Here is a 24,338-nt window from a genome sequence, read left to right on the forward strand (position 1 = left end):
TAGCGGGATTGCCGGTGCTGCCTCGTTGAGATCGCCCAGCTTCAGCCTGCATGTGTGGATGCGACCGGTGCCGTACTTCGCTCGAACATCCGCGTCGAGCACCGCCGAAACCTTGGCCGCTGCCAGCGCTTTCAGGTACTTCTCACGGGAAGAGTCCAAGTAGGACAATGCTTCGGGTGCCAGCTGGCCCTTGCACTGCCTAATTAGCGATCGGGACAAGGACGTGGAGATTCTGGCGCTGCGGCACCAGATCACCGTCCTGGAACGCCAGCTGGGCAGATTCGGCCGCGCTTCTCCCCCAGTGACCGCGCATTCCTCGCGGCGCTGTTACACCGACTGCCGATCAGGGCCCTTCACCGGTTCCGGCTGGCGATCCGCCCCGACACGGTGCTGCGCCCCGACCTCACGTGGGATTCGGCGAGCCCATCCCGGCGTCGCGGGCCCGCCCGACCGCCTGCGCGCGGTGGGTGGCGTGCAACTTGGTGAGGATGGTCGACACGTTGTTGCGCACGGTCTCCTCCGACACCACCAGTCGGCGGGCGATCTCGGCGTTGCTCTGTCCGCGGGCCATCAGTTCGAGGACCTCGTGCTCTCTGGCGGTCAGCTCCGGGAAGACACCGCCACCTGGACGCGCCGCCTTGACCAGGGCCAGCAACCGCTGTGCCACGCCCATGCCGAACATCGCCTGGCCGCCGGCGACCGCCCAGGTCGCCGGTAGCAGGTCCTGCTGTCCGGCATCCGCCACACCCGCGGTGCTCGGCCAGCAGGTCGGCGACGGTCTCGGCCAGATCGTCCTGGACCGCTGCCGCCTCGCAACACGGACAACCGCACCGAGGCGGCTGCCACGAACGGACGTCCGAGATCTGTGAGCCTCGTGTCGCCGCGCAACGAGTCGACGACAGCACGCGCCCGGCTGCGGTGCAGCGCGAAGGAGAGCCAGGCACGAGCGGACCTCGCTGGGCGGGACGAGATCGCGCTGGAGGTGCCAGAACTCGACCACGGCGGTGAACGCGTAGATCCTGTGCAACAGGCCGATGAGCCCGCGCGGGTCGCCACGCCACGGTGCGTAGACCGAGCCGGTGTCCCTCGTGGTCCGATCGACGACGTCCACGAGTGCGTGGAGCTTGGAGTGCTGGACCTCGTGCACCAGCACCTCGACGAGCTGGGTCGCCGTCACCTTGGATGACATGGCGATCGCGCCGAACGCGTTCGAGGACGATGCGGCGAACACGGCCGTGCCCTTTGGCGAGCGGGATCAACGCGCGCAACCACGCCGCCAGTTCTTCCGCACATGCCCCGGTCGGCAACGTGACGGCTCCGTGCTCGACCAGCACGGTGATCACGCAGTTCAGTCCACTTCGGACGGCCGCCGCAGCGGCGACCGTGTGCAGCACCGCCATCTCCCCTCCAGATCGGTGTCGCGCAGCTGACGTCGTGCAACGCCTTTGCCAAACGCATGCCCACGGTCGGATACAGCACCACGTCTTCGACAACCGTGACGTCGCTGATGTGCCTGTCCGCGGACATCAGGCTCATCCCGGACATCGCCAGTACCGCCCCGACATCCACATCGAGATGGTCCTGCCGAGTGAGATCATCTCGCTCGACGTCGACCAGTGGCCGTGGGAGACCGACACGTTGATTCCGGAACCGATCGGGTGCCGATATCCGATGGTGGTGCGCAGCCTCGACCGGATGACGAAGCGCAAGTGGCACAGGTCGTGGCACGCCCGGTGGGAAGAGTTGACGACAAATCTCAAGGTCAGCCGAGCGATCCAGCGCGACTCCGCGTGCTGGAGCCGTTCCGCGTGCGGAGGACGGCTGCGCGAACTCATGTCGAAATTCGAACGCAAGCCGAAGCTGGTCTCGCTCGTGCTGAGCGAGCCTCCCCAGGTGGCGAAATCGGGGCGGGACGAGGTCGCGGTCGGTCTGCGCGCCGGAGTCCCGCTCATGGTGTGGCACCGGGAGAAATGCGACTCGGCCGAGTTCGTCGCGGCGGTCGAGCGACTGCTGCACGACGATGACGATCCCTACCATCTGCTGGAAAGGGTCCGGTTGGCACGTGCCACCGCATTCGAGGAAGGCATGGCGGCTGAGCACGTCTGCGGAAAGCTGACCGTTGTGTTCGACGATCCGGCGAGAGTGGTGATGCCGATACCGCCGGCAGCGCCAGAAGGGGTCTCGGTGACCAGGTATGAGTTCTGATCCGACCGGATGGCAGGTGTACCGCGGCACTGGGGATGCCGCCGAGTCACCGACCGCCGGAGCCGCCGCCGTGGCGCAGGTTCACCGGTACCGGCGTGGCGAGGCGTCCGGCCGACGACGGGCCGAGGTGCACCGGCGGATCGGGGCGTTGCCCAGGACGCCACGCAAGCCGCAGCCGCTCGAGGTCCTGATGGTCAACGCGGCGATCTATCTGCGCAGGCCCTTGCTGGTCACCGGAGATCCGGGCACGAGGAAGTCGTCACTCGCCTACCTGATCTCCCGGGAGCTTGGACTGGGGCCGACATTGCGTTGGCCCATCACGAGTCGCACGGTGTTGAAGGACGGTCTGTATCTCTACGACGCCATCGGACGTGTGCAGGCCGCGGCGAACCTGGACGCCGGTGAAGGTGAGTCCGGTGTCGGCGACTACGTCCACCTCGGCCCGCTGGGTACCGCGCTGCTGCCGTGCGACCTGCCACGGGTGCTGTTGATCGACGAGCTGGACAAGGGCGACATTGATCTGCCCAACGATCTGCTCAACGTCTTCGAGGAGGGCGAGTACGACATCCTGGGGCTCGTCAGGCTGGCCCGCAAACAGGCCGATCCCCCGGTGTTCACCGCTGATCGCGGAGGTTCGGCGGTGGTGCGCAACGGTGCCGTGCGATGCCGACAGTTCCCGATCGTGATCATCACCAGCAACGGTGAGCGCGAGTTCCCGCCCGCGTTCCTGCGGCGCTGCCTGAGACTTCACTTCGAGGCACCGGACTTCGACCAGCTCGGCGGGATGGTCGCCGCGCACCTCGGCGAGACCGAGGACGTCGATCTCGCCGAGGCTCATCGCCGACTTCCTGCAACGCAGCGCGCAGTTAGGCGGACTCGCCTCGGACCAGCTGCTCAACGCCGGTCACCTGGCGGCGCGGCTCGCGACATCCGGCTCGTACCAGCCAGACCAGGACTGGAACAAACTGCTGACCGCGATCTGGCACCCGCTGTCGTCGGAGGTGGAATGAGCCGGCCGCCGAGAGACGAAAGGACCCCGGTCGACACGTCGGCCGGCTTTGGCGCTGTTGTGCTGCAACAGTTCGTTCCTGCCAACGGACCTGACCGGCCGCTGTGCACGTCGGACCTAACCTACCGCGAGGTGCGGGACCGGCTCTGGCTCGCCCGGCAGCTGCACCGTCCGGATCCGGCGGCACCCTCGACGTCGCCCTCGCCGCCGCCGGTCGAAGAGCCGGTGGCTCCCGCCGCGACGAATCACGACGAACCAGGGCAGGAGGCACCCGAGCAGGACAGTCCCGCCGAGACGAGCACGCCTGCTCAGGAGCAACGCGACGCCGCCACCACCCAGTCCGAGGCCTCCACCGCCGCGGGCGAGGAGAACTGGACACCGGGACCGGCCAGGGTGCAGCCCATCCCGGTCGGCGGCGGCGCGACGACGAGCGGTGAAGCAGCTCTCGCCTGGCCGACGGTGCCCGCGCTGTCGGAACCCCGCCGGATCGCGACCGCGCTTCGACCGTTCACGCGGCCAGCTCCGTCACCCTGGCGCACTGTGCTCGACGAAGAGGCGACGGCGGTCCGCGCGGCCCAGGAAGGCCTGTGGCTGCCCGAATGGCGGCCAGCGCCCTGGCGGCGGTTCGACGTCGTGCTCGTCGCCGACGCCGCACCGTCGATGGAGATCTGGCAGCAGACCGTGCAGGACCTCCTGACGCTCCTGCGGCGCCAGGGAGCGTTCCGCAACGTCCGGTTCCTGCGAGTACACATGGTCGAGCCGGATCTCGCACTCGACGTCGGCGACCCTGCGCCGGTTCCCGTGCCCGTGGTCAGCACTCCGGAAGAGCCCGCCGAGCAACTGACGGCCCGCACACGGGTGATGCGCTTCCGGACACAGGCCTCGGTGCAGGCCTTCCACCTCGCCGGTCCGCTCGCGGCGACTCCGTTGAGCCTGCCGCTCATCAAACTCGTCCAGCGGATCATGCTGCCGGACACGAATCTCTCCGCTCTCGCCGAGCTCGTGCTCTCCAGATTGCTGAAAACACCTACCCGCCAATGGATCGACACCCGATCCGACTCGGGTCACCAACGCGCCGGACGACACCGCCGATCCTGTGCCGAACGCCGAAAACCTCCGTACATCGGATGCAGGGGCCGTGTTCCGCGCACTCTCCGGCCCTTACGGCAGGCGAGCAATGCGTCTTGCCACCTCTAGACTTCTCCAGTTCCGACTGATCTGGATCGATTTGCCAGGAACAGAGGGATTTCAACACCCACGTGACCGACCCGGAGCGTGGTCTCGTCGACAGACGTCCCGCTCGCTTAACGAGGAAGATGCCGTGCCAGCTCAAGGAATGTCTCCATCGGAGGAGCAACACCACATCGGGGTGAACAAACCCCAGGTGTGGGGGCCGGTTCCGCTGCGGAATCCCGATTTTGTAGGCAGGAAGCCGTTGCTGGACGAGCTTCGTCAGCGACTACAGGGACCTCGTGCGACTGCGGTTCTTCCCACGGCACTGCACGGCATGGGCGGCGTGGGCAAGTCGCAGACGGTCGTCGAGTACATCTACCAGCACGCGTCGGAGTACGACATCGTCTGGTGGATCTCCGCCGAGCACCCGGCGCAGATCACGTCCAGCCTGGTCGAGCTGGCGAAGAAGATGGGCCTGCCCACGGCGGCGACCGCGGACACCGCGATTCCCGCAGTACTGAATGCGTTGCGGCGCGGCGAGGAACCCCACTCCCGCTGGATTCTCGTCTTCGACAACGCGGATCGCCCGGAGACCGTTCGTCAGTTCTTCCCCGCCGGCACCGGACACGTGGTGGTTACCTCACGCAACTCCGAGTGGGCCAGCATCGCCCGGCCGGTCGAGGTCGACCTGTTCACCCGTACCGAGAGTAAACAGCTGCTGTATCGCCGCAGCGGTGCGCTGACCGATGATGAGGCCGACCGGCTGGCCGAGGCACTGGGCGACCTGCCCCTCGCGATCGAGCAGGCCGCCGCCTGGCGGGCCCAGACCGGCATGCAGATCTCGGAATATCTGGACCTGCTCGAACAGAAACGCACGGAGCTGCTGGAAGCCGGTACGTCGAGCGACTACCAGCTGCCGGTGGCGGCGGCGTGGAACGTCCCGCTGAACCGGTTGAAGAACGAGCACCGCGCGGCGCTGCAGCTCTTGCAGGTCTGCGCCTTCTTCGGGCCGGAACCCATCTCCCGCAAGCTGTTCAGCGGTGCGCGCGGCACGCCCGTGCCCGACGCGCTCGCGAAGGCCTTCGCCGACCCGATCAAACTCAACCGCGCCGTCCGCGAGATCAGCCGCTACAGCCTCGCCAAGATCGACCACAGGAACAACACGCTGCAGCTGCACCGGCTCGTCCAGACAGTGCTGAAGAACCGCTTGGACACCGACGAGCAGGACACCATGCGGCACGCCGTGCACGTACTGCTCGTCAACGGCGACCCCGGCGACCCCGACAGCGCGGACAACTGGCCGCGCTACGCCGAACTGCTGCCCCACGCCACCATGTCGAGGGCCGTCGACTGCGGCGACAAGTGGGTGCGCGAGCTGATGATCAACCTCGTCCGCTACCTGCTCGCCAGCGGTGACTACGGCGGCGCCCTCGACTTCGCCGAGCACTGCATCTCGATCTGGCGGGAGAACCTCGGCGAGACGAACCTGCACACACTGGAGATGTCGCGCTGGTACGCGATCGCGCTGCGCCGGCTCGGCAAGATCGACCAGACAACAAAGCTCAACGGGACGAATCTTGAGCGTAGGCGCAACGTGGCTGAACATCGACGGATAAGTGCCCTCAATCCCCGTGTGTTCATCAGTCACTCGAATCTCGCCCCCCAGCAGTTCGACGACACGTTCGGGGCAGTGGTCGACGCCCTTCTGACGGTGCCGTCCGTACGCGACGAGACGAGCCGCAGGCTGGTGCTGTCACGGATGCGGCCGGAGATCGCGCAGGCGGTGCCACACCACCGGCGTGCCCGCCTGCACGTAGTCGAACTAGTGCGCACTTGCCTGAACTACGACGACGGCCTCCGCGACCTGCTCCGCGTGCTGCGGGAACTGGAGGGCGAGTCCATTCCGGTGCGCCGTTCGGAGGAAGCCATGCACGCACTTACGGAGGAAAACCCCTGAAATCGACTGCGGTCTGTAATGCACAATCGGGGTAAACCGACACCCCGGTGTCGGTCGATCGCTGCCATACTCCGAACACGGACCTCGATCCGGAAGAGCTGGCATGGTGTGAACCGAGGAGAGAGCGGAGGGCAGCACTCTGTTGTTGCCCGGATGATGTGTGACGAACTGCAGGAGCAATTACCGTTCGAGCTGCTGCGTGCACTCGAGCGGATCGAACAGGGCTCCAAGCCGACCGCGGCGTCGCGGGCAATCGTCGCCGACATGACCGCGCTCGAAGTCCCGCTGGCCGAGGAAACCAAGAGGCTGTTCACGTTGCTGCAGGGCGTCGTGGTGGCCGACGACATCGCCGACATTTACGACGCCATCGCCGGTCCCGCAGCGCCCCGACTGCGCGAACAAATGACCTACGTCGATGTCTTTCGCGCACTTGAGACGCTGAATTCCGATCCGAGCGGAACATCGAGGCCACTGCTGCTCATCGAGCACATCGCGGCGAGGGCGCGGCTGGAGCTGGCGATCGAACTGCGCCGGCGGATCGAGCAACACAACGATGAGGTCGACGTCGTGCACCGGCTTCAGATGGGTACTGCGTGCCAGCGAGCCAGAACCGAACACCTCAAGGACGCCTGGCTCACTCTTGAGGGCACCCTTGAAGATGTCGCGCCGCTCACGCGCCACCTTCACCTGCTCGATGTCCGCATCGACCGTCTTCTGGAAGCTGGGTGAAGGCCTTGTTCAGATCCACATTGCACCTCGTCCTGCGAGCACGTGCGTGGCTTCTGTCCGCAACTCGACCAGGCCCCGATCTCGCCGATCCACTGACAGTGCCGTTCTTCTCAGGACGATAAACGCGACCCCTGACAATTCTGTTGACCCTCGATCCAGGCGCTCGTCAAGCGCACCTACAACGGCCCCACTGGCTTGCGGATCGCTCCACGGTCCGCCAGCTGCGGTCGTACGGTCCTTGCGGCCGCCTATCCGGACAGGTTGATCTGGAGCAACTGTGTTTTCCAAGGTAGGAGACCTGGGCATCGTGCCGATGGTTACCGGAGAGGTACTCCAGAACCAACGGCAGAGCTCACGAAGAGTGCCTCACTCACTGTTGATCATGCCGCTAACGATCATGCAGTGATCATATTGAGGACATGAAAAAGCCCGCCTGACCTGGATTTTCTTCCCAGATCCGGCGGGCATTTTCGACCCGTCGGGACGACAGGATTTGAACCTGCGACCCCTTGACCCCCAGTCGTGGAACGACTGAGCGTCGTGCTCCGGCCTGTTCTTCCAGGTCGTCTCCAAGTGTAACTGGCCGAGTAAAGGGGTCTTAGATTCCCGCCTTGTCGATCATCCGTCAGCACCAATCGATCACGTCCCCCTCGACCGCCGGGTTGCACGCGGCGCTCGCATGGCCCTGTCGTCCGCAGAGACTGCCCGCTCGACGGTGAGGACGTACGGATGGGTGCGGTGATGGGTGCTCTCAGCGATCTCCTCAGCCTGCCGCAGCAGATACGCCTGGAGTTCTTCAGCCGAAACGTGTCGACTCGCGGCGGATTTACGTGAGTCTTCCCTGGAGTAGACGTTCCATTGGGCGATTGGATACCAGCCCACCACGTAGACGCCATCAGTGGTGTTGAGGATATTTAGGTACTGCTGCTCAAGTTGTTCCGACTGCGCGTCCAGCACGTCCTCGTGCCAAGCTCCTTTGATCTCGACGGGCACTGTCACAGGAGGTGCGCCCCCGGCATCCTTCGCATCGCCTACAACATCGAGCTTGATGTCCGGCCGCTCGCCAGAGTCGCCTTCATCGGTTGGCCGGATCACGACCTCACGGTTGACCACCACACGGCGACGTTCCAGCCGCTGCCTGAGTTCATGCGTGAGGTAGGCACCGAGTGCGCCTTCCGGTTTGGGACGCCAAGCCAAGGGGCGGCGGCTGTTGGGCTTTGCGTCAGCAGGTCGCTCGACACGCTCGCAGTCCCACAGCAGGTTGCCGTGAGTATGCAGATCGTTCTGAATCTCAGCCAGCACTTCAAGGATGACGTTCGCAAGCTGAGCCGCGGTGTTCACTACCCGTCGCGTTCGATCGTTAAGGAGATCGGTGATGTCATCGGGATCGAGGCCAGCGACGCTGTTTGCCTGATCCCGACGACGCGCCTGGTGCAGGGCTGCCTGGATGGCGAGGAGTTCCGGGTACGCGCGAACAAGATCCCGGAGTACAAGTACGCTGGCCTTGGTTCCTCTTTGGGCGAGGGCGGTAATGGTGTGCCGGCGCCAGTCGTGCACTTTGTGCTCGCGCCCCACGAAGGCGGCTCGCTCGAACACATCGGTCTCAGGTGGACACACGGTGCTCAGCCAGCGGTACACCTCGCCAAGCTGTTCCTCAGCGAGGTCATCGATGATGGGTTGGTGTGTCGAGTCGTCTGCGCAGCGGAACGCGAGGTCTTCGGCGAACGCTGGCGAATTGTCGACGTAGCCGCAGATGATAGGCCAATGTGCTGCTGGGTCCGACGTCAGCAGCGCGTACCCAGCGGCCGCCGCCATCTTGCTTACGAGTTCCTGATCGCCTTCGCTCTCCACGGCGGCGATGGCACTGCGTGCCTGCTCGACGGCTGATGGGTAGCCGACTTCTAGCGGTGGCCGCATCAGGCTTGCCCAACTGGTAATAGCGGTGGACAGGACAGCTTCACCGGTGAGAGCGACCGGCCCATCCGTGATCGCAACGGCTTCGGTGCTTGCGTTCTCGGCGTCGCCGCCGTCAGCCGCACGCAGTGCATCGCCGACCTCATTGGCAAGTTCCGCCAAGAGCGGCGCAAACGTCACAGGCAACACCGGCAAGCGAAGAGCCCGTTCGCCACGGACAACCAGTGTGCGGACGTATTGCGCCAGGGCCGCGCCTAGTTCTTCGTGAGCGTGCTGCTCGACACGCGCCAGGAGCTCCCGTTCCAGTTCGACCTCTTGCGGGCCGAACCGCTCGAGATTGTCGAAGATCGCACCCACCCAACATTTCCATCGATCCACCGGCACAACGTTCAGACCTTGTTCACCCGCAAGGGCTTCGCTGGTCTCCTGGTCGGAGTGCACCGTCGCGAAGGCGACCATGCACGCCTCGGCACGACGAGACCCACGGAGACCGAGCCAAACTTCGTGGTGGTCACGCTCGGCTACCAGGAAGCTGGTAGCAGCAGTTCGGAGTTTCGCGCGCAGCTCTGATGCCGGCCATAGCGTTGCTCCTGAACTCTCTGCTCTGCACCAGGAACCCGTGAGGTCGTAGTCCCCGGTCTCTGGGTTCACCTGCAGATAGTGCACCAGGTTGATGAACGCGATCGCATCTCCGTCAGCCGCCTTGTCCAGGCGTTCCCGTTGCTGGGCGGCGAAGAGCTCTGCGTCCTTCCATACTTCGACTGACGGCTGCTCAGCCGGTTCATCAACCGATTTGGCGAGTTCCTCCGCGATGCGAGCAAGAGTATCGGCTAGACGTGTCTCACCAGAGGCACGATGATGCTCACTTCGAAGCGAAGCCCACTCTGCGTCTACACGGTCGAGCAGTGTGCGTCGCCTACCCCGCTGAGTTCCTTGCGGCGCAAGACGGTCGGCGTCGTAACGAAGTCGCCCCCAGCGGTTGACGATCAGATATGTCCAGTAAGGACTGTCCGATGCATCTAGACTTTCGCTAGCTTTGAGCATCGCCTCGACGAAGGCGTGTCGCAGATCGCGGACCGCAGCGGGTTCCTCGCCTGACACGACGTCGATCAGGTCAACCGCGGAGGGCAAAGGCATTCGGTCGGCACTGTTGAGGAAGCAGAGAACCATCCTGGCGGTTCTGTCGATCAGGTCCACCGCCTGCGGCGACTGGAGCACTCGTTCCGCAACATCGGCGATGAAGTCGCGCAGGCGACGTACGCGCTCATGGGTGAGGTGCCCCTTGTTGCGGTGTGGTACTAGCTCCGCTAGTTCCTCTTCATCCATGTCTTCGTACGCCACGTCCGGGTCGCGCTTTGCGAGGAGCAGCCCGTCGCCGAGGAGCGCTTGCTCGGAAAATGCGACCAGCTCGTGGAGTGCATCGTCGGGAACGGACCGTGGAAACTTGTGAACCTCGAAGTAGTACACCCCGACGAAGCCGCTGATGCCTGCTCCAGGGTCGATGTGCCGTGCAGCGTCAGTGAAGTTCAGGTGTTCCGGCCATAGAAGTCCCAGGAGCGTGCCTATGAGTTCGGAGGCGCTGTCCGGCCCGCGATCGACCTCGTGGATGTCTGAGGGATCGCCGCCGGCTCCTGGAGCCAAGCCGTGCAGTAGATCGCGCAGGCGACCCACGGTCGCAGGGCCGGCGTCTACTGCCAGGGCTGCCTTCGCCGCACTCTGCCTTACGTGCACCGGCCACCCGCTACTTTCAGCGACCCGCAGCAACGGCTCTGCGAGCTCCGGCGCTCCCGACTCCGAAGCCAACCGAACAGCAAGTCGCACACGTGCAAACGACTCCCAGTCATTGCTCGGCGGACCGTCTGAGTAGCTCAGCACCTCGCTCAGCTGGTTGCAGAGGTCCGGATGTTCCAGTCGCCAGCGTGCGCGTTGCCATGAGCGATCCGCCAGCTCGATTCGATCCGCTCGAGCTAGAAGTCCGCTCACGATGTCAGCTCTGATATTCGGCGAGGTTATGACCGCAGAGTGGGCCGCCAGACCTTCGGGGTCTGCAAGCGCAAGCCAGCGGGCTTCTGCTGGTGCATGAGCGAGCAGCCATGCCACCGTCTCCCGCAGGTGTTCTGGAATGGCCGCCGTGTCCTCGTCTGCGGCGCTCACGAGCAGCGCATCCTCAAGCTGCCTGGGAGGAGTTGGAATCGGTGCCGTGAGCCGCGCTGCCAAATGCCGCGCCGCTAGGAACGCCGCGAACGATGAGTGTGCGAATGCCACCTTGCCCGGCCCAGTGCGTGTGAAGACTGCAGTGTCCAGTGTCTCCTCAACGAAGTCTTTGGTAACCGCGAACTCGCCGGCCCCCGCCACTTCGTTGTCGCCGACGACCTGTCCCATGGGGATCGCCTGGTCGGCCACGTCTGCACCGATGAAAGTCCTGTGCACTGAGCGGCGACCGCTGAGCATCAGATGCGCCGCGATCCTTGCCGCGATGGCAACCCGCTGCTGTGGCGTCGAGTGGACAGGCCGCGTTGAGACTCGATCAGGTGCATGCTCGTCAGCCAGCAGCGTGACGCCGCGTTCGAGCCACAGCAGCGGTGCTCCTTGTAACGAATCAGGATCCAGTCTGAAAGCGTTCAACAACACCTTCAGTGTGAGTGGCAGCGAGGCCAGTGCGCCGGCACCGTTCCTCATCACCGAATCCAGGAACGCGCCACCATCCACGTCGATGGTCGCAATCAGCTCGGCTACATCTCTCCCAGTCAGCGGCGCCAAGTCACCCACGGTGCATGAACCGAGTTCGCGGACGAGGACCTCGGTGATCGCTTCCTGGTAATCAGCAGTGCGGCAGGCAATCCAAATGCGGAGTCCGCGCGTGTCTCGGCTCTTCAGCTTCCGAGCAAGCCACCTGGCCAGTTGGCCCAAGAAGCGAGACTCGTCCAGCTGGTCGATCACCACGAGCAGCTGACCAGGCACTGAGCTGCCGCCGCCCGACTTCGAAGGAAGCGCATCGAAGTAGACACCTAGGCACTCGTTCACCGCTTCGCGGCTGTCAAGCTCGTCGCCGGTCAGCCAAAGCGTGCCAGGTTCTCCCGGCAACGGCGGGGCCTCGCGATCCGGTTCCGGGATCAGGTCTTCAAACGCTGTGGTCTTGCCGGCGCCGGGATCGCCCAGCAGTACCCAGCCACCGCACTCGGCTGCATCAGCGGGCCTGCGCCAACCTCCGTCCTGAACGTCGGGCTCGACCAGAAACCCGTTCGGATCCATGGTGAACGGCGGATCGTCACCGTCACCGGCATGACGGAGTCGGACCCACCGCGATGCCTTTGTCGCGAACTCCACAGGCGTCACCATGTGGACACCATCGCCAACTCGTTTCGTCTTGATACAACGATCAGATGCCAGGCTTCGCTCGCACAGACCACGGCACCGGCTCGTCATCGCCCGCAGTGCCGTTAGGGCCCAGGATGGCCTGGTGCAGGCCGTCGTATCCCAGCCACTTGAGCAACAGCAGGACAAGGTAGTGGCGAGTGAGGAGCCATGCCTCCGTGAGCAGGCCCTTTATCTTGTAGACGTCTTCGTACGGAGATTTGGCGTGAACTAGTTGGTGCCTTACCCAAGTCACGACCTGGGGACCGCTCGCAGGCGTTCCTGTCTCGGATTTGGCACTCGCGAAGGCAGCCAGCACCGACTGCATACTGGGGTCAACGTCAATCGGCACACACGCATCGGCCAACAGCCTCTCGAGTCTGGCTGCGGTGGACAATCTGTTGTAGGAATTGCCGCTCATCTTCCCGCTGACCTTCAGCTCCTCCCAGCACAGCCACTCAAGTGCTGTGAACGCCGTCAAGATCCGCTGTTCAACCCTCCCACTGTGGTTGGCCTCAACGGCTCGCGACAGCAGGTGACGAGCGATGTCTTCCCGCTGAGGGTCGGAGAACGCCTCCAATGCGCGGGCGAGAAGCTTCTGCAGATCGTCCGCGCGTTCGCTGTACAGCCACGCCAACGAGCCGTTGCGGCCTGGGTCGCAGAACAACGGTCCCCATTGCTCCCAAACGGCGACACCAGAGTTCGAGAAGCCGACCGGAAGTGCAGGCGGGATCCAGCGGCCGAACGCGAACGAGGTGCCGAAGTGCAACGCACGCAGCACTGCTTGCACCGCGTCTGTGGCAAACGGTTTGCCGTCTCGGCGGGCAATCGACATCACGTGCGTCATCGCGATGCGCGGGTCAAAACCGAGTGCTTCCCACACCTGTTTGTGGTCTGGCCGTGGGGCCAGAACCAGCTCCCACTCACCGATGTTGAACCGCAAGCGGCCGTGCCTGCCGTGCACGTCGGGCAGGTTCATCCAGTGCACGACAACATGGCTGACCAGTGAATCAGCACTCACGAGCGTCGAACCGTCGAAGCTGCCGTCACAGGTAGTGCGCACTCGACCGGTGACCTCGACGTTCCCTCCAGGTCGTGACAGCGCGAAGGTGATCACGTCGGTTCCGAGCACGTCGAACATCCACGACGAGGGCACGTCTTCGTCGACTTTCCACCGAACATCGAACTGAGAGCCGCAGCTCATCCAGATGACGCCGTTGACGTCGCCGCCCGCAGTCGCTGCGAGGCGTCCCTCGTGCAACCGAATCTCTTGGCCCGGTTCGTTGAACGGGTACACCGGTTCGAGAGGAAGTTCCTCTGCTGGTTCAATGCCGTCGGTTGTCACACCGGGATCAGATTTCACGTCCAGTCCTTATAGGAGTCGTTCACGCTTGGCTTCGGCCTCCGCTCGAACCGCCGCGAAGAACTCCTCGTCGATCTCTTCATCGGCATCTTCGTCGTCGAGGTCCACGTCGTCGCCGAGTTCAGCGTGCGACCGGTACAGCAACCAGCACCCGCGGATTCCGTCCAGTAGGTCTTCGAGGAGGTCTTGCGCGGGACGGGCCGGGTCAAGAGGTGTGACGCGCGGCATCAGCCCTGCAAGAAGCTCCTCGTCGCCCGGTCCGTACTGCTCGGCTTGCGCCCTCGCCTCCTTGATCGCGTCCACCAGGCCATCCGGATCCGGCAACTTGCCCTCGGCAGCGATCATCGCTCCGGCGACCAAATCGACAACAACGCGCCGCGGGCTCTCGCCGGCGATCAGTCGCTCGAGGACCAAGGTCGGCGTCTCGACGGCGAGCGCCTCGATGTTGTCGGCCTCCATGACGACGCTTGCAGGGCTGACGCCCGACGCCTCGCCGGCGATCTCGGCCGCCGCCTGCAACCAGTGCGCCGCAGCCACCGCTGCCGCCGTCGGGTCGACCTCCTCGAAGAGTTTGCTCGACCACAACGGGTGGGCGTGCAGGAAGTCATGGGCGGCGTTCACCTGAAGCGGTGAAGTATCAGCGCGACTGAGCTGAACCGCTTGCCGAGCACGGCCCGAAAAGTCGCCCAGCTCGGCTTGCTCCACCGCAGCCAGCTCCTGCTGGACATCAGCGACAACTGCATCGGTGAGGTCCTGATCGGCGATCGCGTGCGCTGCCCGTCCAACACGATGCGCGGCTTCTTCCACCCGAACGTATGACTGCACGAGGTAGCCCTGGTCGTCCGGAAGGTAGGGCTTTCTCACGTGGTCGAGGACTTCAGCGAACGCCGCCCGCTCGCCCTGCCGACGCCATCCCTCGGTGTTCGGCTCGACGCTCTCCGCACCGCTCGCTGGATGGGTCTACGTCCACCACGCCATGCGCGACATCGTCGTCAGACTCGCTGCAAGCCGCAGCGCGCCGTCCTGATCGACGGACGCCGGCAACACCGCGACCGTGCGTGCGAGGTAGCCGTCACCGGTCTCCCAGGCCGCGATCAGAGCCTGGCGTTCCTCGTCGAAGGCGTACTTCGTCATACGCTCATCTTGGCGGATCAACGCCAACTATTTCCGCCGGCGGCGCGCAGCCGCCGACCGTCGCGCCAGCTTCAGCATGTGGGCGGTCCGCGCATGAACAGCCATCGTGCGGCGCACCTCAGGAGGAAGTTCGTTGTCTGGATCGATCTCCTGCTCAAGCCGCTCGAGAAAGCCTTCTGTTGCTCGCGACGTACGGGCCCTCCGATCAGACGTCTTCGCCCAGGACGCGTGTGCAGCAATCCGTGCTCGGAAGCTTCGTTGCTCAGCGGTGAGGCCACGTGGGACCGGCTTCTTCGGGGCGTCAGACATTCTCACCGATCCCAAGTCGCAGCTGTGTGTCCTGCGCTCGCTCGGCAGCAGCGCTGGCGCCGTAGTGACGGGGCATGTCCTCTGATGTCCAACCGAGCAGCAACATCAGGTCACCGGTGTCACCACCGGCTTTCTTCCACTCGTGGGCGTAGTTGTGACGCCACCGGTGCGCGTGCACTCCCGAGAGGCCGGCAGCAAGGCCGCGGCGCCTGAGCATGATCTTGATTCCGTTCGGCGCGAGTGGTCGTCGGCCCCGCTCCGCCAACCACAGCGCAGGGAGATCGGCACCGAGGTGGCGCTCACGCGCCCTCAGATACCGGCTGATCGCGCGAGCTGTCTTCGGCCCAAACCGCACACGACGTTCCTTACTGCCTTTGCCGCAGAAGTGGATCGAGTCCAAGTTCAAGTCAACATCGTCGAGCCCAAGACGGCCGACTTCGGACAGCCGCGCGCCGGTGTTGTAGTAGAGCCGGATGATCGCCTCATCCCGGAGCTGGATGAACTCCTTCCCCTTGCACGTGTCGAGCACCCGCTTCGTCTCGTAGTCACGGATCACGGGGATCAACTTCTTCTGCGTCTTCGGCTGCTTCACCCGCTCCATCGGCGAGTGATCCATCTCCTCTTCGTCCTGCACCAGCCACTTGAAGAACTGCTGGAGTCCTTTGTGCTTGTTCAAGGCGGTAGCGGCCGACCGCGTTTCGATCATCCATGCCTGGAAGGCCTCGACATGTTCCCTGCGTGCAGCGGTTGGGTCGTCGGCTGCGTCGGCCACATCAGACTCAGTGCAAGTTCCAGACAGGTAAGAGGCAAGCTGGGACGCAGCCAGGAGGTAGTTGTACCGAGTGGTCTCCGGATAGTTGCCCGCTCTGAGGGTCCGGTCCCAATCACGGAGAAAACCCGTCCACGTCCGTGACAGTCCAGCAGTCAGGCGCTCCAGCTCAACAAGCATGGGTTGCCTCCTGACGCTGTTCTTCCGGACACGACGGTTGCGTCACTCGGAAGCCGCTTCCGTCGTCGGCGACAGGAGATGTATCGATCGCATTCGCTGCAGCGAGTTCGGCATCGTGGGCGAGCTGGAAGACGAGCACTTCGTGGTGAGCCGCGAGCAAGGCCGGCGAGACGGTGGCGCGAGCTGCGCGACGCTCCACGAGCGAGGCCCGCGTGATCAGGCGGTCGCCACGCAACTCCGCGGTCAGTGCGACGCACCGGTGGACCGGTGTCAGCCCCGCTGCAGTGCCTGCCGCGATGAGCTGGGTAGTCAGGTCTACGAGTGAACCGTCCGAGCGCCGGTGAGGCTGCGCGATGACAACGACGTGCCCGCCAGCGCGCAACAGTGGTTCACAGCAGCGCAGTGTGGTGGCGAGCTGGGCGGCGGACTCGACCGGGTCGTGGTCCGGACTGTTCGGGTTGTTCGAGGTGGTGCGAAGGGCGGTCAGGACGAGTCCGACTCGGCCAGTCAGGCCGACAGCGCGGGCGGTCGCGAGGACCTTCGGTCGGGCATCGAGAACGGAGCCGTCGCGCCAGGCGCCTGCGGACTTGGCGGCGGTGAGGTTGGCCCGAGCAACCGTCCACCATCGGTTGTTCGTGGTGAGTCCGAGTGCGTGTCGTCCCGCGCGCAGTGCTTCGGTCAGGACGGTGCCCGTGCCGCAGTCGGGATCCAGAACGAGGTCGCCGGGGTGCGTGTAGGTCGCGATTGCGTGGGCGGCGACAGCGGGTGGAATCCGTTCAGCGTCGGCCTCGGTGCCTGGGACGCAGCCGGCGGCCTGCAACTGTGCGAGCGCGTCGAGCTGCCCGGTCGGCCAGACCGACAAGGGAGTCGCGAAGCGGTCAGCCATCAGAGCTCACCTCGCCGTCCGCAGCCGGCTTGCGTGTGAACACCAGGAGGTCGTCGTGCACCTGCACGTGCCGAACAAGAGTTGCGAACGGACGCGTCGAGATGTGCGAACGGGTGTGGCTGGTTGATGCCGCAACGCCGAGCGCTCCGTCGCGGACGGGTGCGCGCAACAGCGCGATTCGGTCGAGGTAGCGCAGGCCTACACGGTCAGCAGCGCGCACCAACGAACTGGCTGGATCGACGAGCCGGTTGCCAGAGCGATCACCTTGCGTGATGACGGCGAGGATGCCGGTCGGGGTGAGCACACTGCTCCAGCTGGCCGGTCGGAGCCAGTCGAGGACGCCCGGTTCCGCCCCCGCTATGACGAGGTCGTAGCTGTCCGGACTGAGTTTGCTCAGAGCCGGATCCGGTTCGGAGTCCGCGTCTGACGACGGTGCGGAGAGCCGGTCGGTGGTCGGACTGCTGATGGACCCCCTCGGTCCGGTTCCGGACTCCGCGTCGAGGTGTTCGCTGACTTGCTCTGGATGTGCGACGGCGGTCTGCGTTTGGATGCCGCGGCCCAGTCGGACGACGGTCCAACCAGCCTCGTGCAGTCCGGCATATGGGCCGGGTCGGGACTGCCCGTGGCCATCGTTTGCCGTGCGCGGTCCGAACGCCGAGAGGTGAGTCGCGGGTTCGAGCAGGAGCACTCGTTGGCCGGGTTGGGAGTAGGTGGTGACGATCTTCACGACTGCGGTCAGCAACCAGCTTGCGAGCAAGCCTGTGCCTTCGTAGAGGTCGTCCTGGGCGCACGGCCAGACGGTGCTCGGACGTCCGGGAACGACCTGGCGAAGCGCGAACGGCAGACTGCGGCGACGGCGTGTTCGCCGCGGTCGCCGCAGCGGGATCGGGGAAAGCGAGGGGTGGGCGTCGCCGAGGTTCTCGGAGTCGCCTTCAGCGGAGTCGTTTCCGTATGCGGGAGTCATCGTGTATCTCCTCCGACGGATGGTGGCGCGTTTGCCGACACCCCTTAACTCCGCTTTTGCGCTTCTTTTTGGACACGCTCAGTAAGTTTTCAGTCCCGCATCCAACCTTCACTCGACCAACCCAACAGCAAGATTCTTTTCGCGGGTCAGAAGATGCCGCCGATGAGCCAACCGAGAGGTACTAGCAGGTCACTAACTTCACAGCTCAGCACCCCTAGCAGGGCGCCAGGCCAAGACGCAAGCGCGAACTCGCATAGCAAAGAATTAGTAGGCTTACGAGAACCTACTAGTCATTAACTAGCAGCGACTTGGTATTTCCTTGGTATCACTCATGGCTTCCTGACGTCGTTGCTGTTCGCATCGAAGTTGCAGGAGTCAAGTCATGGCTACGAACTCGTTGGACATCGCGCGAGACGCATTCAACTGGCTGGTCACCGGGCCGCACCCGGTCTCGCTGAACGGCCGCCTCTTCACTGGGCTTCCTGACCGGGACATCTCGCTCGATGAGGTCCGTGACCGGCTGTTGGCACGCCGCTGTTCGCAGGCGACGCGGGACGCAGTGTGGGCGCACCTGGTACTGCGCTCCAGGACTGAGGGAGCGACCTGGACCGTCGCGGCCGTGGGCGTCGCGCTCCCCGCACTGACCTCGGTGGCGGCCACCTTGTCGGATCGGTTCGCCGGCGACCCGGCTGACGTTCACGCGGAGGTTTTGCGGGGCTTCCTCGCCGCGTTGTCGACCATCGATCTGCGTCCGCCGCGGATCATCTTGCGGCTGCGATGGGCTGCGTACCGGTCCGGCCACGACGCACTTTCCGAGGCCCTGTCGAGTCCGACTCCGGTCGCGCCGGGGTTCCGGTCGGCACCGCCGCACGCTCCGTGGGGACATCCCGATCTGGTGCTCGCCCGTGCTGTCGCGGACGGAGTCCTGACCCAGACCGAGGCGGCGCTGATCGGTGCGACTCGGCTGGAGAACGTGTCCGTCGCGGACTGGGCCGCGCAACACGAGATCGGCGAGTGGGCGGTCTACAAGACTCGCAAGCGCGCCGAGCTCCGGCTTGTCGACTACCTCCGTGAGGCCGTCGCCGAGGCCGATCCGACCGACACGCTGACTGACCAGGTGGCTGCCTCGGTAGCCCTCGCGCGCACAGTCCGACCAGCCCGCGACTTGCCGCGCCCGTCACCCTCCGTGGCTGCTGCCGAAGGCAATTCGGAGCAAACAGTTCAGGGTCGCGTGTCCAAAACGGACACGAATTCCGGAGTTCAGGGATGCGGGACTCACCCGCACTCATCCCAGTCTTCGGAGGGGTCCCAATGCGCCTGATCGATCGTTTCTGCGCCACTGCAAGCGGGTCGCGCGACGCTCTCGAAGCCGACGGTCCACAGTCGACAACGCTGACGAACTGGTCGCGCATCGCGGTGGCCGCGGGAGCCGTAGTCCTCGTACTGCTGGCGTCCGCTTCGGTGGCCGGGGCCGACACGATGGTCGTCGCGTTGGCCAAGTCGGTCGACGAGGTCCTCAACAACATCCGCAACTGGATCATGGGGATCCTCGCAGGCCTGGCGACGGTGTTCCTGTCCATCGGCGGCGCCCGCTGGATCGTGGGCGGCAACGACCCCGGCGAGGTCGAGAAGGCCAAGTCCGCGTTCAGGTCCGCTGGATGGGGCTACGGCTTGGCGGCTCTTGCGCCGCTGGTCGTCGAGATCCTCAAAGGGATCGTGGGTGCCTGACGATGGCCGTCATCACTCCGCCCCGGATGAGGGCACGTCGGCCGCCGTGGTGGTGCGCGGGCTTGCTGGTGTTGTGCGTCGTCGTCGGCCTGTTGGGCGCGCTCGCCGCGGCTGCCTCCGCGCAGCCCGTCACGCCGACACCCACCGCGCCAACACCGACCGCGCCTCCTACCGTTTCAACACCGCCGTCGTCGGCACCGACCACCACGCCGCCTCCGGCCGTCAGCCCACAGCAACCTCCTGCTGAACGCGCGGAGTGCGGCATCACCAACCTGTCGGCGTGCGTGAACGAGGGCTTCTCGTCGTTCATCAATCTGCTGGTCGGCGAGTCCTTGAACTGGCTGCTTCAGATGCTCGGCAGCACTCTCCTGTCGACGCCCACGCTCGACCAGCTGCCGCGCATCGGTGAGATCTGGGAGCAGTCTCGGCTGTTCGTCGTCGCGACCTACTCGCTGCTGGTGCTGCTCGCGGGAATCCTGGTGATGGGTCACCAGAGCGTCCAGACGCGCTACACGATCCGCGAGATCGCGCCGCGCGTGGTCGTGGGCTTCATCGCCGCCAACCTCAGCTTGTTGCTGGGCGATCAGGCCATCAGGTTCGCCAACGCCGCGTCGATGGCGGTGCTCGGCGACAGCCTGGATCCGCAGACGTCCGGCAAGGCGGTCACGGAGCTGTTCGTGGCGTTGGTGGCCCGGTCTGTGGTCGACGGCGGTCTGTTCGCCGGGCTGTTGTCGCTCGCGCTGACCATCCTGTTGATCGGGCTGCTGGTCGGCTACGTCGTGCGGGTCGGGCTCACCGCCATCCTGCTGGCCGGGGCGCCGCTCGCGCTGATGTGCCACGGCCTGCCACAGCTGGAGGGCGTCGCGCACTGGTTCTGGCGCTCTGGTGCCGGAGTCCTCGGCATCCAAGTTGGACAGAGCCTCGCCCTGGTCGTTGCGCTCAAGGTGTTCCTGGAGCCAGGCGGCTTCAACTTCTTCGGCATGCCGACCGCCGACGGCATCATCAACCTGATCGTCCTCATCGCGTTGATCTGGATCCTGGTGAAGATCCCGACCTGGGTCATGAATCAGGTGCGAGTCGGGGGCGGGCGTCGCTCTTTCCTCGGTGGGCTGGCGTACGCCTTCGCGTTCGGCAAAGCAATGGCACTCGTCGGTGGTGGCCGGGCCGCCGCCGTAGGAGCCCGCGCGGCAACCCGGTCGAGCAGCACGACAGGGCGCACCGCAGCCGCAGATCCTCCGTGGCCGGCGCAGCCTCGCTTCGCCTCGACTCCGGAGATGGTGACCAAGCGCCTCAAGGAGTCCTACGACGCGGAACGCCTGCGGGCCGCCCGTCGGCCGCGAGTGCCGTCCCAGGATCCGAAGTTCCTGCAACCCCAACCCCAGCACACGATCCACGATCCCGCCGTCATGCCGTCGACGCTCGGGTCGACGCAGGCGGAGTTCAGCTCGGCCGCGGCACCGGACGCGCCCATGGCTCGGCCTCGACGAGGACCCAAGCCCAGTAGCTCTCCGCAGTTCCAGGTCGCCGGTGGACCTCGCCGTCGCACGGCCGCACCCAAGGTGGCCCGGCCGGTCCGCGTGGCCTCCGTGCCTCAGCAGTTGCAGTTCCGCCCGGCAACTCAGCCGCCTCCGGCAGCGCCGACACCCAAGCCGACAGCCGCACCGTCCGCGCCGGTGTTCCAGCAAGCGCAACCGGCGCCGCGCATCGGCGATGCCCGTCGACGCACCCACTCCGTTGCACCGCCGGTGTTCCGCGCACCAAAGCCACCAGGAGGCGAAGGGAAATGAGTCAGCCAGTCAGAATTCCTTCGGACGTCGATCGCGAGGACCGGGTGCTCGGCCCGCTCACCGCGCGGCAGCTGCTCATCGTCTCCGTCACCGGGATCGTGCTGTACGCGACGTACACGGCAACGCGCTCGTTCATGCCGCTGGCGGTGTTCCTCGTCGTCGCCATCCCGATCGGTGCCACGGCCGCGTTCCTCGCGCTCGGTCAGCGCGACGGTGTCACTCTGGATCGGCTGGCGTTGGCGGCGTTGCGGCAGCGGATGAACCCGCGGCACCGTGTCGCGGCACCTGAAGGCATCCTCGACGTTCCGGAGTGGCTGGGCGATGCCGCAACGCCGTCGCCTGCCGCGTTGCGACTTCCTGCCGAGGGGGTCGCCGACACCGGTGTGATCGACCTCGGCAAGGACGGCGTCGCGGTCGTCGCTGTGTGCTCCACGGTCAACTTCAGCCTGCGTACGCACACCGAGCAGGAGTCCCTCGTCGCCTCGTTCGGCCGGTACCTGCACTCGCTCACCGCTCCGGTTCAGGTGCTCGTGCGTACCGAGCGGCTTGACCTGTCAGGTCAGATCGCCGAGCTTCGTGAACAGGCCGGAGGTCTGCCGCACCCGGCGCTGGAACAGGCGGCGTTCGAGCACGCCGAGTACCTCGACCAGCTGGGCCGAGCGACCGAGCTGCTACGTCGCCAGGTTCTGCTGATCCTGCGCGAACCGCTGTTCACGGTAGGTCCCACAGACGGTCTTGGCGGTGTCTCCCCTCTCACAGCGCTGATGGCCAAACGCAAGGCCAGCAAGCAAGCCCGTGTCGTGGACGACGCCAAGAGAAGGGCCGCTGAGGCCCGGCTCGCACGCCGTCTTGGAGAGGCAGCTGAGCTGCTCTCCCCCGCAGGAATCGTGGTCACGCCACTGGATGCCGGTCAAGCCACGGGTGTGCTGGCCTCAGCGTGCGACCCCGACAGCCTGATTCCGCCGAGCGTCGGCCTGGCCGGCTCGGACGACGTCATCACCACTGCGCCCGAGCCCAACTGGGACGACGACGCCGAGGACCCCGATGACTTCGACACCGCCGGGAGGTACAGCCGATGAACACCAAGACCAGCGCCTTCGTTCCGGATGCCGTCTCCGTTCACCCTCGCGCGTTGGAGGTCGGCGGTGAGTGGCTCGCGTCCTTCGCCGTCACCGGCTACCCGCGCGAGGTCCATCCCGGTTGGTTGCAGCCATTGCTCACCTATCCCGGCCGAGTGGATGTCTCGCTGCACATCGAGCCAATCGATCCCGTCACCGCGGCCAACCGGCTCAAGAAGCAACTGTCCAAACTGGAGTCCGGCCGTCGGCACACCAGCGAGAAGGGACGGTTGCTCGACCCACAGGTCGAGGCGGCCACCGAGGACGCCTACGACTTGTCCGCGCGGGTCGCCCGCGGCGAGGGAAAGCTGTACAGGTTCGGGCTTTACCTGACCGTGCACGCGCCGACCGAAGAGGCGCTCGGCGACGAGGTGGCCGCGGTCCGGTCACTCGCGGCGTCGTTGTTGCTGGACTGCAAACCGACCACCTACCGGAGCCTGCAGGGCTGGGTGACCAGCCTGCCGATGGGCCTGGACCTGATCGGCATGCGCCGCACGTTCGACACCAGCGCCCTGGCATCGGCTTTCCCGTTCACTTCGCCGGATCTGCCACCACCGGACCCGACCTCGGTCGGTGCCCCGACCGGCGTGCTCTACGGGTTCAACATCGGCAGCCAGGGTCTCGTGCACCACGACAGGTTCGCTCTGGACAACCACAACTCGGTGATCCTCGGTCGTTCCGGCGCGGGCAAGTCGTACCTGGTGAAGTTGGAGCTGCTGCGCTCGCTGTACCGCGGGATCGAGGTACACGTCATCGATCCGGAGGACGAGTACGGACGGCTGGCCGCAGCCGTCGGTGGCAATCACGTCCGTCTCGGTGCCGAGCAGGTCCGGCTCAACCCGATGGATCTGCCGATCCACACCCGCCCAGATGGTCGGCGAACCGCGTCCCGCGACGCACTCGTCCGCCGATCGCTGTTCCTCCACACCGTGGTCGCGGTGTTGCTGGGCCGCGAACTGGAAGCAGCCGAGCGAGCCGTGCTGGACCGGGCCATCGCCGCGACCTACCAACGTGCCGGCATCACCTCGGATCCGCGGTCCTGGACGCGCTCGGCACCGCTGCTGGCCGACCTCGCCAAGATCCTCGAGGCCGCAGGCGGCACCCAGCTCGCGGCAGGGCTGGAGCCTTACGTCTCCGGCTCGTTCTCCAGTCTGTTCTCGGGGCCGACGACGACGCGTCCCGAAGGTCACCTGGTGGTGTTCTCACTGAGGGACCTGTCCGATGAGCTCAAGCCGATCGGCACCCTGCTGGCGCTCGACGCGGTGTGGCGCCAGGTCTCCAACCCAGCGATCCGCAAGCGACGGCTGGTGGTGGTCGACGAAGCGTGGCTGTTGATGAAGGAGCGTGCGGGCGCGGAGTTCCTGTTCCGCGCTTCCAAGACGTTCAGGAAGCACAAGGCCGGGCTCGTGGCCATCACGCAGGACACCCCTGACCTCCTTGCGTCCCATCTGGGCAAGGCGGTCGTCGCGAACGCCGCGACCCAGATCCTGCTGCGGCAGTCCCCGCAGGCGATCGACGAGATCTGCAGCGTCTTCAACCTCTCCCTGGGCGAACGCCAGTTCCTGTTGTCCGCCGACCGCGGCCAAGGGCTTCTCAGCACCGGAACGCAGCGGGTGGCCTTCCAGGCGATCGCCTCACCGGCCGAGCACTACCTGGTCACGTCGGACCCGACAGAGGTCGCCGAAATGCCCAGCACCGCAGCGGACATCGAGTCCGCGTTCGTCGAGCTCGACGCCGCCTAGCGCTCCGAGGGGACACC

The 24,338-nt window shown here is 65.5% G+C and carries 16 protein-coding genes and 2 pseudogenes; 9 read left to right on the forward strand and 9 right to left on the reverse strand.

The window, feature by feature from the left end:
* Window positions 1–403: 403 nt before the first annotated feature.
* Complete coding sequence (locus SK803_RS15750) at window positions 404–1,231, reverse strand: aKG-HExxH-type peptide beta-hydroxylase (protein ID WP_319966736.1); 828 nt, start codon at window positions 1,229–1,231, stop codon at window positions 404–406.
* Between SK803_RS15750 and SK803_RS15755 the strand changes: the two genes are divergently transcribed.
* From SK803_RS15755 to SK803_RS46525, 4 genes and pseudogenes are all read left to right on the forward strand, one after another.
* The gene (locus SK803_RS15755) at window positions 1,219–2,205 is read left to right on the forward strand and encodes a VMAP-C domain-containing protein (RefSeq protein ID WP_319966737.1); all 987 of its coding nucleotides are present in this window, start codon (window positions 1,219–1,221) and stop codon (window positions 2,203–2,205) included. The two genes, SK803_RS15750 and SK803_RS15755, sit on opposite strands and share 13 nt — an antisense overlap.
* Entirely contained in the window at window positions 2,195–4,411 is a 2,217-nt protein-coding gene (locus SK803_RS15760) for a hypothetical protein (protein WP_319966738.1), read from the forward strand. The genes SK803_RS15755 and SK803_RS15760 overlap by 11 nt, the downstream gene beginning before the upstream one ends.
* A gap of 172 nt (window positions 4,412–4,583) precedes the next feature.
* The gene (gene fxsT / locus SK803_RS15765; RefSeq protein WP_319966739.1) at window positions 4,584–6,344 is read left to right on the forward strand and encodes an FxSxx-COOH system tetratricopeptide repeat protein; all 1,761 of its coding nucleotides are present in this window, start codon (window positions 4,584–4,586) and stop codon (window positions 6,342–6,344) included.
* A 264-nt stretch (window positions 6,345–6,608) separates the two neighbouring features.
* Window positions 6,609–6,908, forward strand: a pseudogene (locus SK803_RS46525) (hypothetical protein); the annotation flags it as partial.
* Window positions 6,909–6,917: 9 nt separating this feature from the next.
* Here SK803_RS46525 and SK803_RS46530 read toward each other — a convergent pair.
* From SK803_RS46530 to SK803_RS15805, 8 genes and pseudogenes are all read right to left on the reverse strand, one after another.
* A pseudogene (locus SK803_RS46530) lies at window positions 6,918–7,031 on the reverse strand (hypothetical protein); the annotation flags it as partial.
* Window positions 7,032–7,712: 681 nt separating this feature from the next.
* A complete protein-coding gene (locus SK803_RS15775) occupies window positions 7,713–12,326 on the reverse strand; it encodes a hypothetical protein (RefSeq protein ID WP_319966741.1) in 4,614 nt (1,537 codons plus the stop codon).
* 40 nt (window positions 12,327–12,366) lie between these two features.
* On the reverse strand, window positions 12,367–13,704 hold the full coding sequence (locus SK803_RS15780) for a hypothetical protein (RefSeq protein WP_319966742.1): 1,338 nt from the start codon (window positions 13,702–13,704) through the stop codon (window positions 12,367–12,369).
* A 9-nt stretch (window positions 13,705–13,713) separates the two neighbouring features.
* A complete protein-coding gene (locus SK803_RS15785) occupies window positions 13,714–14,568 on the reverse strand; it encodes a hypothetical protein (RefSeq protein WP_319966743.1) in 855 nt (284 codons plus the stop codon).
* Between the two features lie 96 nt (window positions 14,569–14,664).
* On the reverse strand, window positions 14,665–14,838 hold the full coding sequence (locus tag SK803_RS15790) for a hypothetical protein (RefSeq protein ID WP_319966744.1): 174 nt from the start codon (window positions 14,836–14,838) through the stop codon (window positions 14,665–14,667).
* 301 nt (window positions 14,839–15,139) lie between these two features.
* The gene (locus tag SK803_RS15795; RefSeq protein ID WP_319966745.1) at window positions 15,140–16,096 is read right to left on the reverse strand and encodes a tyrosine-type recombinase/integrase; all 957 of its coding nucleotides are present in this window, start codon (window positions 16,094–16,096) and stop codon (window positions 15,140–15,142) included.
* On the reverse strand, window positions 16,086–16,916 hold the full coding sequence (locus SK803_RS15800) for a DNA methyltransferase (protein ID WP_319966746.1): 831 nt from the start codon (window positions 16,914–16,916) through the stop codon (window positions 16,086–16,088). Before SK803_RS15800 ends, SK803_RS15795 begins: the two co-directional genes overlap by 11 nt.
* A gap of 58 nt (window positions 16,917–16,974) precedes the next feature.
* Complete coding sequence (locus SK803_RS15805) at window positions 16,975–17,946, reverse strand: hypothetical protein (RefSeq protein WP_319966747.1); 972 nt, start codon at window positions 17,944–17,946, stop codon at window positions 16,975–16,977.
* 382 nt (window positions 17,947–18,328) lie between these two features.
* Here SK803_RS15805 and SK803_RS15810 point away from each other — a divergent pair, with 382 nt between their 5' ends.
* The 5 genes from SK803_RS15810 to SK803_RS15830 are packed head-to-tail and all read left to right on the forward strand — an operon-like array spanning window position 18,329 to window position 24,321.
* Window positions 18,329–19,267 (forward strand): hypothetical protein, encoded by a 939-nt coding sequence (locus tag SK803_RS15810; RefSeq protein WP_319966748.1) that lies wholly within the window; start codon window positions 18,329–18,331, stop codon window positions 19,265–19,267.
* Window positions 19,258–19,674 (forward strand): pilin, encoded by a 417-nt coding sequence (locus tag SK803_RS15815; RefSeq protein WP_319966749.1) that lies wholly within the window; start codon window positions 19,258–19,260, stop codon window positions 19,672–19,674. The genes SK803_RS15810 and SK803_RS15815 overlap by 10 nt, the downstream gene beginning before the upstream one ends.
* A gap of 26 nt (window positions 19,675–19,700) precedes the next feature.
* Window positions 19,701–21,461 (forward strand): hypothetical protein, encoded by a 1,761-nt coding sequence (locus tag SK803_RS15820; protein ID WP_319966750.1) that lies wholly within the window; start codon window positions 19,701–19,703, stop codon window positions 21,459–21,461.
* Window positions 21,458–22,540, forward strand: coding sequence for a PrgI family protein (locus SK803_RS15825; protein WP_319966751.1), 1,083 nt, complete (start codon window positions 21,458–21,460; stop codon window positions 22,538–22,540). Before SK803_RS15820 ends, SK803_RS15825 begins: the two co-directional genes overlap by 4 nt.
* Entirely contained in the window at window positions 22,537–24,321 is a 1,785-nt protein-coding gene (locus SK803_RS15830; protein ID WP_319966752.1) for a VirB4 family type IV secretion system protein, read from the forward strand. Before SK803_RS15825 ends, SK803_RS15830 begins: the two co-directional genes overlap by 4 nt.
* The last annotated feature ends 17 nt before the right edge of the window (window positions 24,322–24,338 follow it).

Source organism: Lentzea miocenica (assembly GCF_033949945.1).
Lineage (GTDB): Bacteria > Actinomycetota > Actinomycetes > Mycobacteriales > Pseudonocardiaceae > Lentzea > Lentzea miocenica.

Coding starts and splice junctions, on each gene's coding strand:
- SK803_RS15755 (WP_319966737.1), top strand. CDS start 1,219: ATGCGGCGAACACGGCCGTGCCCTTTGGCGAGCGGGATCAACGCGCGC.
- SK803_RS15760 (WP_319966738.1), top strand. CDS start 2,195: ATGAGTTCTGATCCGACCGGATGGCAGGTGTACCGCGGCACTGGGGAT.
- SK803_RS15775 (WP_319966741.1), bottom strand. CDS start 12,326: ATGGTGACGCCTGTGGAGTTCGCGACAAAGGCATCGCGGTGGGTCCGA.
- SK803_RS15790 (WP_319966744.1), bottom strand. CDS start 14,838: ATGACGAAGTACGCCTTCGACGAGGAACGCCAGGCTCTGATCGCGGCC.
- SK803_RS15795 (WP_319966745.1), bottom strand. CDS start 16,096: ATGCTTGTTGAGCTGGAGCGCCTGACTGCTGGACTGTCACGGACGTGG.
- SK803_RS15805 (WP_319966747.1), bottom strand. CDS start 17,946: ATGACTCCCGCATACGGAAACGACTCCGCTGAAGGCGACTCCGAGAAC.
- SK803_RS15810 (WP_319966748.1), top strand. CDS start 18,329: ATGGCTACGAACTCGTTGGACATCGCGCGAGACGCATTCAACTGGCTG.
- SK803_RS15815 (WP_319966749.1), top strand. CDS start 19,258: ATGCGCCTGATCGATCGTTTCTGCGCCACTGCAAGCGGGTCGCGCGAC.
- SK803_RS15820 (WP_319966750.1), top strand. CDS start 19,701: ATGAGGGCACGTCGGCCGCCGTGGTGGTGCGCGGGCTTGCTGGTGTTG.
- SK803_RS15825 (WP_319966751.1), top strand. CDS start 21,458: ATGAGTCAGCCAGTCAGAATTCCTTCGGACGTCGATCGCGAGGACCGG.
- SK803_RS15830 (WP_319966752.1), top strand. CDS start 22,537: ATGAACACCAAGACCAGCGCCTTCGTTCCGGATGCCGTCTCCGTTCAC.